Below are 13,967 nucleotides of genomic sequence, written 5' to 3' on the forward strand. Positions count from 1 at the left end.
CCCATGATGCCTCTATCCCCACCGAGCTGGTGCTCATGGGCGGTCCGTGCACCGCGTCGACCGGGCTCACCACGGGGTTCGACCCGCGAAAAACCTCACGCCGAGGCCGGGAGAGGTCTCGTCGAACCGCGAGCAGGGCCGACCCGATCGCGCCGATGGGTCGATGGGTCGACGGGTCGACGGTCAGTCCAGCGCCTGCCCGCCGGTGTTCTCGCCGCCGGCCTCGGCGAACTGCTCCGCGCCCGCCCACGGGGTGAGCTCGGGACCGGCGGCCTGGCCCTCGGGGCAGTGGCGGCGGAAGTCGCACCAGGAGCACAGCGGGCCGGGGCGCGGCGGGAACGCCACATCGGCCGGCTGGCCGGCGGCGAGCTTCTCGGTGGCGGCGGCCGCGTCGACGGCGACGGACTCGGCCCGCCGGATGTGCCGGGCGAGGCTTTCGTCGGTGTGCTCCGCCACGACGACCCGGCCCGTCGGCAGGTGGTGCAGCTCAACCCAGCGGCAGCGCTGCCGCAGCATCCGCTCGGCCGCGAAGGCGTACAGCGCGAGCGCGGGCGACGTCCGGGCCTCGCCCTCCTCCGGCGGGCGCCGACCCGTCTTGTAGTCGACGACGACCAGCTCGCCGTCCCGCTCGTCCAGGCGGTCCACTCGCCCGTGCAGCGCCAGGATCTCGGTACGGGTGGCGACCTGGCGCTCCACCGCGCGCGGCGGCACCGCCGGGTCCAGCCCGGCGGCGTACCGCTCGCACATCGCGGCGGCCCGCTCCCGGGCGGCCGCCGACTGCTCGTCGTCGCGCCAGCCGTCCCGGATCCAGCCGGCGCGCAGCAGCTCGGCGGCCCGCGCGGGCGTCCGGCGGGGCTCCGGCTCGTCCCACCAGCGGTGCAGCGCGTTGTGCACGCTCACGCCCAGCGAGGTGTGCGCCCAGGGCGGCCCCTTGGGCGGGACCGGCCGGTCGACGTAGGTCATCCGGTAGCGGCGCGGGCAGTCCTCGAAGGAGGCGAGCCTCGTCGGGGTGCAGCTGAACAACCTGCGGGGCATCCCGTCGAGCAACAGCTGCGCCACGATGTCTTCCTCTCACCGGGTCAGAGGCCGAAGCGCCCCACGGGCTCCCGGACCTCCCCGATAGGCTTCGCCGATCGGGCAGGGACCCCGGATCCGTGGAGGATCCGGGAACCCCGCCGCGACGATGGCGAAGCCTCGCGCGGCTGGAGGTCACGTCAGGGGTCACGAGTCGAGAGGATCATCGCACCGGACACCGACAGTTCTGGCGCGGGCGCCGAGCCGGAACAGGACGGGACGGGCGGTGGGGCGGCTCACAGCGGGAGCCGACCGAGTCCCCGCGAACCAGCGACACCAGCGTTGGCAGGTGCCCAGAGTGCGCACGGCGCCCGGAGCCGGTGCGCTGGGCAACTGGACGTAACGGCCACAGCCTGGCATGCTGCTCCGCATGGAGCGCAGCGCACTCGCGGCCGGGCACGAGCCCGTACACGAGACGCGACGCCAGTTTTATGGGGGCCGGGCCCGGTTCCCGCTGTGCCGCTGACCTGCGCAGAAGACAGACCGATGGCCCGGACGCCCCGGGCCGTTCTCGTGCCTGGGCCGTGCCGAGCCCAGACCCGAAGGGTTCCCCGTGAGCAACACCGTGGACGCCAGCCTGGATGGCACTCTGGCCGCCGGCTCGGCCGCGCCGACGGCGCCGACCATCACCACGATCGACGAGGGCCGTCGTCTGATCGACGACCTCGACGTCCAGCTCCGTGACCTGGTCGCCGTCCGCCGGGACATCTCCCGGCAGATTCAGGCGCTGCGCAGCGCCGACGGCGGCCCGCGCGTCCAGCACGGCCGCGAGAACGAGATCATCGCGGCGTGGGCCGACGAGCTGGGCCCACGCGGCGTCGAGATCGCGCTCGCCGTCCTGACTCTCTGCCGCGGCTCCCTTACCTGAGCGGTTCCCCGGGGTCCTTCCCGGATTGACGTCGCCGATCCGGCGGGCCCGGAAGGTCCGGGGCCCACCGGATCCGGGGTCCCTGCCCGACCGGCGACAGGGTCCCTGCCGGATCGGCGGACGGGGTCCCTGCCGGATCGGCGAAGCCGATCTGGGAGGTCGTGATCTGGGAGGTCGTGATCTGGGAGGTCAGCGATCGGGGAGGTCCGGGAGTTGCTCCGGGAGGCCCGGGCCGGCCGCCTCTCGCCGGGGCCAGGCTCGTCGTGGCCCGCCCCAGCCGGCTACGGCCCCCTGCCGCCGTCCGGCTCGCCGCCGTCCGGCTCGTGGTGGAGCGCGCCGTACTCCGCGACGTCGTCCGTGAGCTGCCGCTCACGCCAGTCGGGCGGGAGGATGTGGTCGAGGACGTCGTCGACCGTCACCACGCCCACCAGCCGGCCGGCATCGTCGAGCACCGGCGCGGCGACCAGGTTGTACGAGGCCAGGTGGCGGGTGACCTCGGCGAGGGGGGTGTCCGGCCGCAGCGGCCGGGTGTCGACGTCGATCACCGCGCCGACCAGCGTCGACGGCGGCTCGCGCAGCAGCCGCTGGAAGTGCGCCAGGCCCAGGTAGCGCCCGGTCGGCGTCTCGTAAGGCGGGCGCACGACGTAGACCTGAGCCGCGAGCGCTGGTGACAGCTCTGGGGCGCGCACCCGGGCGAGCGCCTCGGCGACGGTCGCGCTCGGCGCGAGGATGACAGGTTCACTGGTCATCATGCCGCCGGCGGTGTCGTCGGCGTAGCGCAGGAGCTGGCGGACGGGCGCGGCCTCCTCCGGCTCCATCAGCTGGAGCAGGCGCTCGGCGTCCTCCTCCGGCAGCTCCCCGAGCAGGTCGGCGGCATCGTCCGGGCCCATCGCCTCCAGCACGTCGGCCGCCCGGTCGTCGGCGAGCCCGCCCAGCAGCTCCACCTGCTCGTCCTCGGGGAGCTCCTCCAGTACATCGGCGAGCCGCTCGTCGTCCAGCGCCGCCGCGACCTCCGCGCGCCGCTTGCGGGACAGGTCGTGCAGCAGCGAGGCCAGGTCGGCCGGGCGCAGCTTCTCGAACGCGGCGAGGAGGTTCGCCGCGCCCTGGCCGTCCTCGGGCAGGGACAGCCCGCCGACCTCGTCCCAGGCGACCGTGTGCACCTCGCCGCGCCGGCCTCGCCCCACCCGCACGGCGACCTGGTCCAGGATCCACTCGCCGCCGCGGACGGGCGCGATCGCCGCGTCGAGGACCGTCACCTCCCGGCCGGTGGCCACCTCCGCGACCCTGCGGTCGAGCAGCTCGCCGAGGACGCGGGTCTCGCCGGCGCGTTGCGCGAACCGGCGCCAGCTCAGCCGGGCCGACGAGAGGATGACGGCGCCCGACTCGACCCCGGTGACCCGGTTGATGGGCACGAAGATCGGCCGATGCTGGACCTCGACGGCGAGCCCGAGGACCCGGGGCGGGGCATGCCCGAGACGCAGCGTCACCACGACGTCGCGGACCCGGCCGACCTGGTCACCGTTCGGGTCCAGCACCAGCAGCCCGGCCAGCCGTCGGCAGTACACCCGTACCGGCGCCGGCGGACGCGACGCACCCGGGCCCGTCACGGCAGCCACGACGCGGCGGAACAACGCGTGCTCACCGCGCGAGGCTACCCCCGGCCGGTCTGGTCAGGCGGCCCTGGGTCCCCCGCGGGAGGACAGGCACCCGCGCGAACTGGATGGGCGCGAGTGCCGCCGTGGCCGCGTTCCAGAAGGCGGCCAGGTCATGAAGACAAGGCAGGCGGCGTATTAAAATACCACACAGGAGCCGTTGTGTCTCGATTCGGAACCACGCTAATGTGTCGAAACAGGCAACCCGTCAGCCACCGCCGCCCGGCGACCGCGAACGCCACGGCCGGGCCCGGTGCCGCAAGCACGAAGGACGGACAAAATGGCCAGCCCCCTTGCCTACCGACTACGCAACACTGTTCGCCTGACCGGATTCGAGATCGTCCGGACCGCGCCGGATGGCAACATGCTCGCCTCCCACCTGCACGAACTGCTTGCTCTCTACGGGATCAACTGCGTGTTCGACGTGGGAGCCCGCCAAGGCGAGTTCGGCCGCTGGCTGCGCGGGACGGGCTATCGAGGCCGAATCGTCTCGTTCGAGCCGGTGCGGGACAACATCCGGCACCTGCGCGCCAGCGCGAGCCGCGACCCCGGCTGGGTCGTCGAGCCCTATGCGCTGGGCGCCACCGAGGGCCGCGCCAGCATCAATGTCACCAACTTCACTCATTTCAGCTCGTTCCGTACGCCCGGCAGGCTCGCGGCCGAGCTCTTTGCTGACGAGTCAAGGGTGACGTCGACCGAGGAGGTGGCTGTCCACCGGCTGGCGGACGTGTTCGACAACGTCACGAGAGGGATCGGCGAACCGCGCGTCTACCTGAAGATGGACACGCAGGGCTTCGACCTCGAAGTACTGCGCGGCGCGGAGGAAGTGCTCCCGAAGGTGGTGGCACTGCAGTCGGAGATGGCTATTCAGCCGTTGTACGAGGACAACCCGACCTTTGACCGCGCATGGCCCCAGATCGCCTCGTACGGATATTCGCTGTCCGGCATGTTTCCCGTCTCGCACGACCCGCAGCTGCGGATGCTGGAGTTCGACTGCGTGGCGGTACGCGACGAGTGCTCGGACGGCCTCGGCTGACCGGGCGGGAAGTGGACAACGCCATTCCCTCGTCCTGAACGTTTTATCCCGCGCCAGGACGGGTGGCACGGCGGGAGCCGCGCCATCACGCGCCCGATGGAGCCACGGCCGCCGGGCTGGTGAGGGAACCCACACCGGAGCATGATCGAAAACGGCTCCGTTCTCGGGCGCCGGCAACGGGCTGCGGCTACTATCTCGATCATGTCGCTACGTCCACGCCGCTCCTGCCTCGCGGTTCCTGGGTCTTCCGTCAAGATGCTGGGGAAGGCGCAGGGCCTGCCCGCGGACCAGATCTTCTGCGATCTGGAGGACTCCGTCGCCCCGGGTGCGAAGGAGTCGGCGCGTGGCAATGTCGTCGCCGCGCTGAACGAGGGCGACTGGGCCGGTAAGACCCGGGTGGTACGGGTCAACGACCTGACGACGAAGTGGACGTACCGCGACGTCATCACGGTCGTCGAGGGCGCCGGGCGCAACCTTGACTGCATCATGTTGCCGAAGGTGCAGACCGCCGCCCAGGTGGAGTGGCTCGACCTGTTGTTGACCCAGATCGAGCAGGTCATGGGCCTTGAGGTCGGCCGGATCGGCATCGAGGCGCAGATCGAGAACGCGCTCGGCCTGTCGAACGTCAAGGAGATCGCGTTCGCGAGCCCCCGTATCGAGACCATCATCTTCGGCCCGGCCGACTTCATGGCGTCGATGAACATGCCGTCGCTCGTCGTCGGGGCACTCAACCCCGACTATCCGGGTGACCCGTTCCACTACGTCCTGTTCAAGATTGTGGAGGCGGCCCGCGCCCGCGGTGTGCAGGCGATCGACGGCCCGTTCCTGCAGATCCGCGACGTGGATGCGTTCCGCTCGGTCGCGAGGAAGTCCGCCGCGCTCGGGTATGACGGCAAGTGGGTGCTGCACCCGGGCCAGATCGACGCCGCGAACGAGGTCTACTCGCCGCGTCAGGAGGACTACGACCACGCCGAGCTCATCCTCGACGCGTATGCCTGGCACACCTCCGAGGCGGGCGGCCTGCGCGGCGCGGTCATGCTCGGCGACGAGATGATCGACGAGGCGAGCGCGAAGATGGCCCAGGTCATCGCCGGCAAGGGCCGCGCCGCCGGGATGCAGCGGACCAGGAAGTTCGAGCCGCCGACCAGCTGAGCCCGTCCCGGGCCGGCCGGCGGCGGCCGGGCCAGACGCGCCCAGCCCGGCCGCCCCGGCCGGGCGCTGACCAGGACTCGTGACGCCCAGAAAGGATTGGGAATGGGCAGGATCGCGCAGACCGACGGTCTGACCGACGTCCAGGCCGACATTCTGTCGGCGGTGCGCACCTTTGTGGACAAGGAGATTCTGCCGCACGCGACCGAGCTCGAGCACAAGGACGAGTACCCGCACGAGATCATCGAGCAGATGAAGGAGATGGGCCTGTTCGGGATCACGATCCCGGAACAGTACGGCGGGCTCGGCGAGTCGCTGCTCACCTACGCGCTGGTCGTCGAGGAGGTCGCCCGCGGCTGGATGAGCGTCTCGGGCGTCATCAACACCCACTTCATCCTCGCCTACCTCCTGATCCAGCACGGCACCGAACAGCAGAAGCAGCGGCTGTTGCCGAGGATGGCGACCGGCGAGATCCGCGGCGCCTTCTCGATGAGCGAGCCGGGCTGCGGCTCGGACGTCTCCGCGATCACCACCCGGGCCGACCGCGACGGCGACGGGTACGTCCTCAACGGCCAGAAGATGTGGCTGACCAACGGCGCCCGCGCCGGGATCGTGGCCACCCTCGTCAAGACCGACGAAGGCGCGTCCTCGGTCTACCGGAACATGACGACGTTCCTGCTGGAGAAGGAGCCGGGATTCGGCACCACCGGCGGGATCACCATTCCCGGCAAGCTCGAGAAGATGGGCTACAAGGGCGTCGAGACCACCGAGATGGTGCTCGACAACCACCGGGTCCCCGCGACGTCGGTCCTGGGTGGGCCCGAGGCCGCCGGCAGGGGCTTCTACCAGATGATGGACGGCGTCGAGGTCGGCCGGGTCAACGTCGCCGCCCGCGCCTGCGGCATCATGATCCGTGCCTTTGAGCTGGCGATCGCCTACGCCCAGCAGCGCAGGACCTTCGGCCACCAGATCGCCGACCACCAGGCGATCGCGTTCAAGCTCGCCGAGATGGCGACCAAGGTCGAGGCTGGTCACCTGATGATGGTCAGCGCCGCGCGCAAGAAGGACCGCGGCGAGCGCAACGACGTCGAGGCCGGCATGGCCAAGTACCTCGCCAGCGAGTACTGCCACGAGGTCACCACCGACGCGTTCCGTATCCACGGCGGCTACGGCTACTCGAAGGAGTACGAGATCGAGCGGCTGTTCCGCGAGGCACCGTTCATGCTGATCGGCGAGGGCACGTCCGAGGTCCAGAAACGCATCATCAGCCGCGCCCTGCTCAAGGAATACAAACTGGCCTAGCAGAGCCAGGCGGTGCCCCGGGACGGAAGCCCCGAGGCACCGCCAGGTGTCAGAGGTAGCGCCTGGCCGGTTCGACCATGGCACGGACGGTCTTGCCCTCGTGGAACTCGCCGATCGCGGTCATCGCCCACACCGGCGTGTTCGGGACGCGCTGCACCTTGCACATCACCAGGCCGGTGGCCGGCTTCGACTCGGAAAGGTCGAACCGGACGAGCTCCTGGTTGGTCAGATCGTCGATCAGACGGCAGTACGCCCGCCGCACCTCGGTGAACGGCTGGCCCTGGAAGCTGTTCACCGTGAACACCAGCGCCGTCACCGCCGGCGGCAACGCGCCGAGATCGACAAGGATGACCTCGTCGTCGCCCTCGCCCTGACCGGTCAGGTTGTCACCAGAATGGCGTACCGCGCCCTTCGCGCCCTTCTTCGACATGAACCAGACCTTGTCGACGTCCTTGCCTCGGGCGTCGTAAAGAATGCAGGACGCGTCGAGGTCGATCGACCGGCCCTGCATCGCCGGGTCCCAGCCAAGCGCCATGCGGACCCGGGTCAGGGGCGGCGCGCCGGTCTTGACCAGCGAGACGGCCTCGCCCTTGCGCAGCGACACCCGGCCCTTGTCAAGGTTGACCGCGCCGGCGGCGCCCGCCGCCGCGGCCGGACCGGGCGGCGGACCCCACTGCTGGCCAGCCGGCGGGCCACCGGGCGGCGGCCCCTGCGGCGCGCCCCACTGCTGGGGGGCTCCGGGCGGCCCGGCCGGCGGCGCCCATCCGCCAGGTGGCGGCCCCCACTGCTGGGGCTGGCCCGATGGAGGCGGCGAGCCCCACGGCTGAGGCCCGGAAGGCGGGGGCTGCCCATATCCCGGCTGACCGCCGGGGGGTGGTGCGCCCCAGGGCTGCCCGGGCGGTGGCGTTGCCCCCGGCCTCGGCGGGGCCTGCGGCGGCTGGGGGGCGGGCGCGGCGGCCGCCTCCGGGCGCACCAGCTGGGTCGGGGCCTCGAACATCTCCTCGTTCTGCGCCGGCCATCCACCGGCCGGCCCGGCCGCGTTCGGCCCCGCCCCCGCGGGCCGCCGGTCGAACGACGCCGGTCGCGAGGCGGGGGCCGGCTGGGCGGCCGCCGGGCCGGGGTCGTCGACGGCGATGCCGAAGTCGGTGGCGATGCCGGCAAGGCCGGCGGCATAGCCCTGGCCGACCGCTCGCACCTTCCAGGCACCGGCCCGCCGATACAGCTCGATCATGATCAGCGCGGTCTCGGTGCCCAGGCCTTCCGGCGCGAACCGGGTGATCTCCGCGCCGCCCCGGCTGTCCCGCACGGTGACGGTCAGCCCGCGGACAGCCGCGAACGTCGCGGGCCCCGAACCGTCGAGGCTTCCGGTGACGGCCACCTTGTCGATGTCCGGCGGGACAGCCGTCAGCGAGAACTCCAGCGACGAGGGCGGCGTCAGCCGTACGCCCGGGCCGTTGGGCTGGTTGTAGAAGACGAAGTCGGCGTCCGAACGGACCTTGCCCGCCGGCGTCAGCAACAGCGCCGCGATGTCGAGCGGCGTCGACGAGGAAACCTCCACCCGCACGTCCGGCGTCGGCAGCGGTGCGTTCGCCCCCTTGCTCAGCACACCAGCCATGGTTCCTCCCGTACTCCGACTTGCTTCGCCGAGCTAGCTTCGCCCAGCATCTCCCGGGCCAACGCGGCCGGACGCCTCGATCGTTCCAGATAACGCCGGTTCCGGGACATCCCCGCCGCCGAGAAACTCTCCTCGGAGCCGGCGGGCATACGCACCGGGAACGATCCCGAGTACATCACGGCGCCCGCGCCCGCGGCCCCACGGCGTTCTCCCCACCGCTCGCCCCTGCACAAGTCTCCCCACGGACCCGCCCCGGCCCGCACCCCAGCCCACGCCACGCACCCCAGCGACGCCCCGGTCACCGTTTCGGCTCAACCCAACCCCGCCTAGTGACAGCGCATCAGCGCAGCGCCAGCCCAGCCATGTCACTGACCCAGATTCAGACCGCCCACAGATACATGCCTGTGCCCGGAGCCAGGCCGCGAGGGCGCTCAGCGCCCGAGGGCGGCGCCCGGCCGGGGTCCCTGCCGGATCGCGAAGCGATCTGGGAGGTCTGGGGCGCGGAGCGTCCGGCCGCGGGACCGCCCTACGATCGGGGGCCGTGGATGTGCGCGCCGCGGTCGAGCGGCACCTCGTGGCGGCGTTTGGCCCGGTCGGCGGCCGTGCGGGGGTCACCTTTCTGGGCGCCGAGCCGATCGACGTGCTGCGGTTTGGCCCGCGCCCCGACGGCTTCTTCCGGTATGCGACGGTGGGCATGTCGGCGGAGCCGATGAGTGACCCCGGCGCGGCGGTCCGTGATCCCGCCGGCCCGCGAGCCGAGCTCGTGCTCTCGCTTCGGGTCCCGCGTGACAGCGTCGCGCGCCAGCTGGCCCTGCTCGCCGCGATTCCCTCGATCGAGGGCGTCCCGGTGGTCGCGGGCGCAGGCTTGGACCTTGGTGAGCCGCTGTGGGACGAGGCTCCATTCCACGGTGTGCTGGTCGGCGAGCCGGGCGGCCTGGTGCCGGATCTGCGGCTCGCCGACGCGGCCGGGTCGCCAACCCCTGGGCAGACTTGCCCGGTCGACGACCCGACAGGAGCCCCCAGCTTCGCCAATCCGACGGAGATCCCCGCGCCGGTGCGGTTTCTGCCGGTCTTCCCCATGACGCCGAACGAATCGGCCTACAAGCGTGTCCACGGCGCGGCGGCGCTGCGGGAGCGCTGGATCGCCGCGGAGATGGACCTGCGCGATCCCCTCCGACGGGGCCTTCGTATCTGACGCCGGTTTTCGGCCGGGCCTTTCCCGGGCCCATCTGTCCTCGGGCCCTCGGGGCCCCGCCGGATCCGGGGTTCCTGCAGGATCGGCGGAGCTTGCGGACGGGGTCCCTGCCGGATCGGCGAAGCCCGGGGTCCCTGCCGGATCGGCGAAGCCCGGGGTCCCTGCCGGATCGGCGAAGCCGATCTGGGAGATCTGCTGGGAGGTCGTGATCTGGTAGGTCCGGAAGGCGATCCGGCGGGTCTCGGCAGGTCTCGGCGGGTTCGCGGCCGGCCGCCGCGTCATTCGCGGCGCCGACGGCCGGCGGTACGGACGTGCGCCATCTTCCGATCACCGGCTCGGTGGGAAGGAGCGCGGGCCGGCGGTAGTGACCGTGCTCGCGACCGCCTGCGCGACGCCGGTGGCCACGCCTACGCTCCGTGGGAAACCAGGCGGTCGGCGCTTCGCCGAAGCCAGGATCCCCCGCCGGGCGGGACATTCCGCCGTGCGCCAGGTCATGGGAGGGCACGATGCAGTTCGGCCGTTACTACGAGGAGTTCGAGGTCGGTGCCGTCTACAGGCACTGGCCGGGAAAGACGATCACCGAGTACGACGACCACCTGTTCTGCCTGCTCACCATGAATCACCACCCATTGCACATCGACGCGCATTACGCCGAGGAGACCACGCAGTTCAAGCGCAACGTCGTGGTCGGCAACTATGTCTACTCGCTGCTACTGGGTATGTCGGTGGCGGACGTGTCCGGCAAGGCCATCGCCAACCTCGAGGTCGAGTCGCTGCGGCATGTCAAGCCGGTGTTCCACGGCGACACCATCTACGGCGAGTCGACAGTGCTCGACAAGGTGGAGTCCAAGAGCAAGGACGACCGCGGCGTCGTCACCGTGGAGACCCGCGGCTACAACCAGGACGGCGTCCTGGTCTGCATCTACCGCCGCAAGGTGATGGTCCCCAAGCGGTCCTACGGCGAGGCCAGGGGCGGCGAGCAGCCCGGCCGCCCGGTGCCGGTCGAGTCCTGACCTTCGCACCTTCCAGGGCCGGTCCTCCCGGCTTCTCCCCACATGGCCGCGCGCCTCGGGTTTGCCAGCGCGGGGCTGGGCACACTTCGTCCGCGGATCCATATCCGGCGGCCGGCTTCCACACGCATCCGGCGGTTGGCGTCATCCGCGAGGTGAGACGTCCACCAGGACGTGCTGGAGTGGACCGCCCGTGAGGTGGCAGAGGAGTTCGGGAGGAGCCAGGTGACGAGCGTACCCACCTGTCCCCGATGTCTAGGTGGGCTACGGCCGCCCGACCTGTGGAGCGACCAGTGGAGGTGCGAACAGCACGGCGACGTCTCCCCCTGGCACCAGGCAACCGCCACGCCGGAGCACGCACTGCGCCAACTCGCTGACACGGCGACGGTGCCCGCCTGGGTGCCGTCGCCGATGCCGGTCCACTGGTATGTCGGCGGGATCGGCTGGGCCGGCGACGACCGTGCCGGCGCCCGGGCGGTGGCGCTGGCGACGGCCGGCCCGTCGCCGGTCGGCGGGCCGGCGGACATGCTGCTGGTCGCCGAGTCGCCCGGCACGGGTCTCGGTGCCCGGCTGGCGGGGCTCCCCGGGCCCGACCCGCGGCATCTGGACACCCTTCCTGAGGCGAAGGTCGAGGCGGCGGGGCACCCGACCGCGCTGTGGCCGGTGGCATGCCCACGTGACCGGGCGGCGTTCGTCGGTGAGGCCGGCGGAGTGTGGCTGTGGCTGCTGCTGTGGCCCGCGGACGCCGCGCTCCTGCTGATGGAGCACCTGGTCCTGGAGGATCTCCGCGACCGTTCGACGCTCGCCGACCGCCTGCTCTTCGGCGCGCCGACCGACCGGCTCAGCACGCCGATGCCCGGGCCCGGGAGTATGGGCCAGAGCAACGGCGACGGCGGCTGACGCACCAGGGGGTTCCCGCCGCGCCGCGTCCGCTCGTAGGCTCTGCACACCCGGCGGGCCCGAAGGCTCACCCCGGACGCGCCCCCAAGTGAGAGAGCACCGGCCGCCATGACCGAAACCACCCACCACGCCCCGGCGACCCCGGCGACCCCGGAACGCGACGCCGCGCCGGCACAGTTCGCTACGGCAGAGTTCGCGGCGGTGCCGATCGCGCGTGACCGGCTCTGCGTCATCGTCAACCCGAGCGCGGGCGGGGGACGGGCCGGACGGGTGCTCGACGACGTCACGGCGGCGCTGCGCGGCTGGGCGTCCGACGTCGAGGTGGCGAGGACCCGTGACATCGCGCACGCGGACGAGCTCGCCGCTGCGGCGGCCGGCTCGGGCCGGATAGCGGTGGCGCTCGGCGGGGACGGGCTGGTCGGGCGGGTCGCGGGGGCCACCGCGAAGGCCGGGGGCCTGCTCGCCGTGCTGCCCGGCGGGCGGGGCAACGACTTCGCCCGCGGCCTCGGGATCCCCCGCGACCCCGTGGCCGCCGCCGCGGCCGTCGCGGGCGCCGTGGAGCGCCGGGTCGACCTGCCGGAGGCGAACGGCACGCCGTTCATCGGCATCGCGAGTGTCGGCTTCGACTCGGATGTCCAGGTGATCGCGAACCGGACGAGGTTCCTGCGCGGCCAGAACGTCTACACCTTCGCGACCCTGCGGGCGCTGCTGCCGTGGCGGCCGGCCCGCTTCACCGTCAGCCTCGACGGCGGTGAGCCACGGGAGGTCGTCGGCTGGACCGTGGGCGCGGCGAATGCCCCGTACTACGGCGGCGGCATGCGGATGGCCCCCGACGCGGACATCGCCGACGGGCAGCTTGAAGTGATCTTCATTCACCGGACCAGCCGGCTAACCTTGCTAGCGCTGTTCCCTCGTGTCTTCTCCGGACGCCACGTCGACACGAAGCATGTGACCGTGCGGCGGGCGAGCAGGCTGACGCTGGACGCCGACCGGCCGTTCCAGGTCTATGCCGACGGCGACCCGGTCGCCGACCTGCCCGCCGAGATCGCCGTTCGCCCCGGCGCGCTGCGCCTCCTGGTCCCGCCCGCCGCCTGACGGTTAGAACCGTGGGATGTCCGCGCTGGTGCGGGGGATGTCGCCGGTGGCGCGGTCGACGAGGGCCGCGAGGACGGTCGGGGCGGTGCCGTTCGCGCCGATGCCGCGGCCCGGCCCTTCCCTGGTGCCGTGGAAGTCGCTCGAGCCGGTGACGAGCAGGCCGAGGTCGGCGGCCAGCGCGCGCAGCCGGGCACGGGCGGCCGGCGGATGGTCGGGGTGGTCGACCTCGACGCCGGCGAGACCCAGCCGGGCCATCTCCTCGATCACTTCCGGCCCGACGACCGGGCCCCTGGCGGCGGCGAACGGATGGGCGAACACGCTCACCCCGCCGGCCTGGTGGATCAGCCGCAGCGCCTCGGCGACGTCTGGCTGGGTCTTGCCGACCCAGTACCGGCTGTTGCGGCCGCCGATCCAGCTCGGGGTGAAGGCCTCGTCGAAATGGGAGAGCACCCCGGCCTCCAAGAGGGCGGCGGCGATGTGCGGCCGGCCGACCGTACCGCCGGCCAGCTCATCGACCCGCTCCCAGGTCACCGGGTGGCCGTCGGCGGCGAGCATGGCGACCATCCGCCTGGCTCGCGTCTCGCGGTCGTCGCGCAGGAGGGCGCGGGCCGCGGCGAACTCGGGCTCGGCGGGGTCGAACAGGTAGGCGAGCACGTGCAGGCTGATCACACGGTCCTCGGCGACTCGCACCTCGCACGAGATCTCGGCCCCGGGCACCAGCGTCATGCCGGGCCGCAGGGCGGCCTCCGCCGCCGTCATCCCGGCCGTGGTGTCGTGGTCGGTGAGCGCGATCGTCGACAGTCCGGCGTCTGCCGCCACGGCCATCAGCGCCGTGGGCGTGAGCAGCCCGTCGGACGCCGTCGAGTGGGTGTGCAGATCAATCCCGGCCAGCGCGACCTCCCCAGATCCGGCGGACGTGTTCCGCGTCCTGTCCCTCACCGCAGCGCCCCGGTCCCCGGCGATGTTCCGGAAAGGAACCGACAGCGGGTGGGTTCCTCCGTGCCAGGGCACGGAGGAACCCACCCCCAGGCGGGGGGAGCCCCCCGGGTGCAGGGCCGGGGGTGGGCGCGC

Annotated in this window: 12 protein-coding genes; 8 read left to right on the plus strand and 4 right to left on the minus strand. The window is 72.3% G+C overall.

The features are described from left to right. Nucleotides 1-183 precede the first annotated feature (183 nt). Nucleotides 184-1,059 carry a RecB family exonuclease gene (locus QOZ89_RS16665; RefSeq protein ID WP_071049950.1) on the minus strand — a complete coding sequence of 292 codons (876 nt, stop codon included), beginning with the start codon at nt 1,057-1,059 and terminating at the stop codon, nt 184-186. Between the two features lie 568 nt (nt 1,060-1,627). Here QOZ89_RS16665 and QOZ89_RS16670 point away from each other — a divergent pair. Next, nucleotides 1,628-1,942: a chorismate mutase gene (locus QOZ89_RS16670; protein ID WP_071049949.1), complete on the plus strand. Its 315-nt coding sequence runs from the start codon at nt 1,628-1,630 to the stop codon at nt 1,940-1,942. A gap of 281 nt (nt 1,943-2,223) precedes the next feature. Here QOZ89_RS16670 and QOZ89_RS16675 read toward each other — a convergent pair whose 3' ends face one another. Next, nucleotides 2,224-3,549, minus strand: a complete 1,326-nt coding sequence (locus QOZ89_RS16675; RefSeq protein ID WP_083418957.1) for a magnesium transporter MgtE N-terminal domain-containing protein — start codon at nt 3,547-3,549, stop codon at nt 2,224-2,226. A gap of 325 nt (nt 3,550-3,874) precedes the next feature. Between QOZ89_RS16675 and QOZ89_RS16680 the strand changes: the two genes are divergently transcribed. The 3 genes from QOZ89_RS16680 to QOZ89_RS16690 all read left to right on the plus strand — a co-directional run bounded on the left by QOZ89_RS16680 (nt 3,875) and on the right by QOZ89_RS16690 (nt 7,081). Beyond that, nucleotides 3,875-4,630, plus strand: coding sequence for an FkbM family methyltransferase (locus tag QOZ89_RS16680; protein ID WP_071049947.1), 756 nt, complete (start codon nt 3,875-3,877; stop codon nt 4,628-4,630). Nucleotides 4,631-4,831: 201 nt separating this feature from the next. Then, complete coding sequence (locus tag QOZ89_RS16685; protein WP_071049946.1) at nt 4,832-5,782, plus strand: HpcH/HpaI aldolase/citrate lyase family protein; 951 nt, start codon at nt 4,832-4,834, stop codon at nt 5,780-5,782. 102 nt (nt 5,783-5,884) lie between these two features. Next, nucleotides 5,885-7,081: an acyl-CoA dehydrogenase family protein gene (locus QOZ89_RS16690; RefSeq protein ID WP_312624172.1), complete on the plus strand. Its 1,197-nt coding sequence runs from the start codon at nt 5,885-5,887 to the stop codon at nt 7,079-7,081. A gap of 49 nt (nt 7,082-7,130) precedes the next feature. Here the strand turns inward: QOZ89_RS16690 and QOZ89_RS16695 are convergent, their stop codons facing one another. Then, a complete protein-coding gene (locus QOZ89_RS16695) occupies nt 7,131-8,696 on the minus strand; it encodes a TerD family protein (protein WP_312624173.1) in 1,566 nt (521 codons plus the stop codon). A gap of 541 nt (nt 8,697-9,237) precedes the next feature. On the opposite strand from QOZ89_RS16695, the gene QOZ89_RS16700 reads away from it, so the two are divergent. The 4 genes from QOZ89_RS16700 (at nt 9,238) to QOZ89_RS16715 (ending at nt 12,896) form a co-directional block, all read left to right on the plus strand. Beyond that, a complete protein-coding gene (locus QOZ89_RS16700) occupies nt 9,238-9,891 on the plus strand; it encodes a suppressor of fused domain protein (RefSeq protein ID WP_312624174.1) in 654 nt (217 codons plus the stop codon). 506 nt (nt 9,892-10,397) lie between these two features. Beyond that, a complete protein-coding gene (locus tag QOZ89_RS16705; RefSeq protein ID WP_071051394.1) occupies nt 10,398-10,904 on the plus strand; it encodes a MaoC family dehydratase in 507 nt (168 codons plus the stop codon). A gap of 222 nt (nt 10,905-11,126) precedes the next feature. Further along, entirely contained in the window at nt 11,127-11,801 is a 675-nt protein-coding gene (locus QOZ89_RS16710) for a DUF6758 family protein (RefSeq protein ID WP_071051398.1), read from the plus strand. A gap of 108 nt (nt 11,802-11,909) precedes the next feature. Continuing rightward, nucleotides 11,910-12,896, plus strand: coding sequence for a diacylglycerol/lipid kinase family protein (locus QOZ89_RS16715; protein WP_071051395.1), 987 nt, complete (start codon nt 11,910-11,912; stop codon nt 12,894-12,896). A 3-nt stretch (nt 12,897-12,899) separates the two neighbouring features. On the opposite strand, the gene QOZ89_RS16720 is transcribed toward QOZ89_RS16715, so the two are convergent. Continuing rightward, on the minus strand, nt 12,900-13,787 hold the full coding sequence (locus QOZ89_RS16720; protein WP_071051399.1) for a PHP domain-containing protein: 888 nt from the start codon (nt 13,785-13,787) through the stop codon (nt 12,900-12,902). Nucleotides 13,788-13,967 lie beyond the last annotated feature (180 nt).

The organism is Pseudofrankia coriaricola (assembly GCF_032027725.1).
In the GTDB taxonomy this organism is placed as follows: Bacteria; Actinomycetota; Actinomycetes; order Frankiales; family Frankiaceae; genus Pseudofrankia.

Bases quoted from the DNA above. Each gene is read 5' to 3' on its own strand.
- QOZ89_RS16690 (WP_312624172.1), top strand. From the start codon at position 5,885: ATGGGCAGGATCGCGCAGACCGACGGTCTGACCGACGTCCAGGCCGAC.
- QOZ89_RS16695 (WP_312624173.1), bottom strand. From the start codon at position 8,696: ATGGCTGGTGTGCTGAGCAAGGGGGCGAACGCACCGCTGCCGACGCCG.
- QOZ89_RS16705 (WP_071051394.1), top strand. From the start codon at position 10,398: ATGCAGTTCGGCCGTTACTACGAGGAGTTCGAGGTCGGTGCCGTCTAC.
- QOZ89_RS16680 (WP_071049947.1), top strand. From the start codon at position 3,875: ATGGCCAGCCCCCTTGCCTACCGACTACGCAACACTGTTCGCCTGACC.
- QOZ89_RS16685 (WP_071049946.1), top strand. From the start codon at position 4,832: ATGTCGCTACGTCCACGCCGCTCCTGCCTCGCGGTTCCTGGGTCTTCC.
- QOZ89_RS16715 (WP_071051395.1), top strand. From the start codon at position 11,910: ATGACCGAAACCACCCACCACGCCCCGGCGACCCCGGCGACCCCGGAA.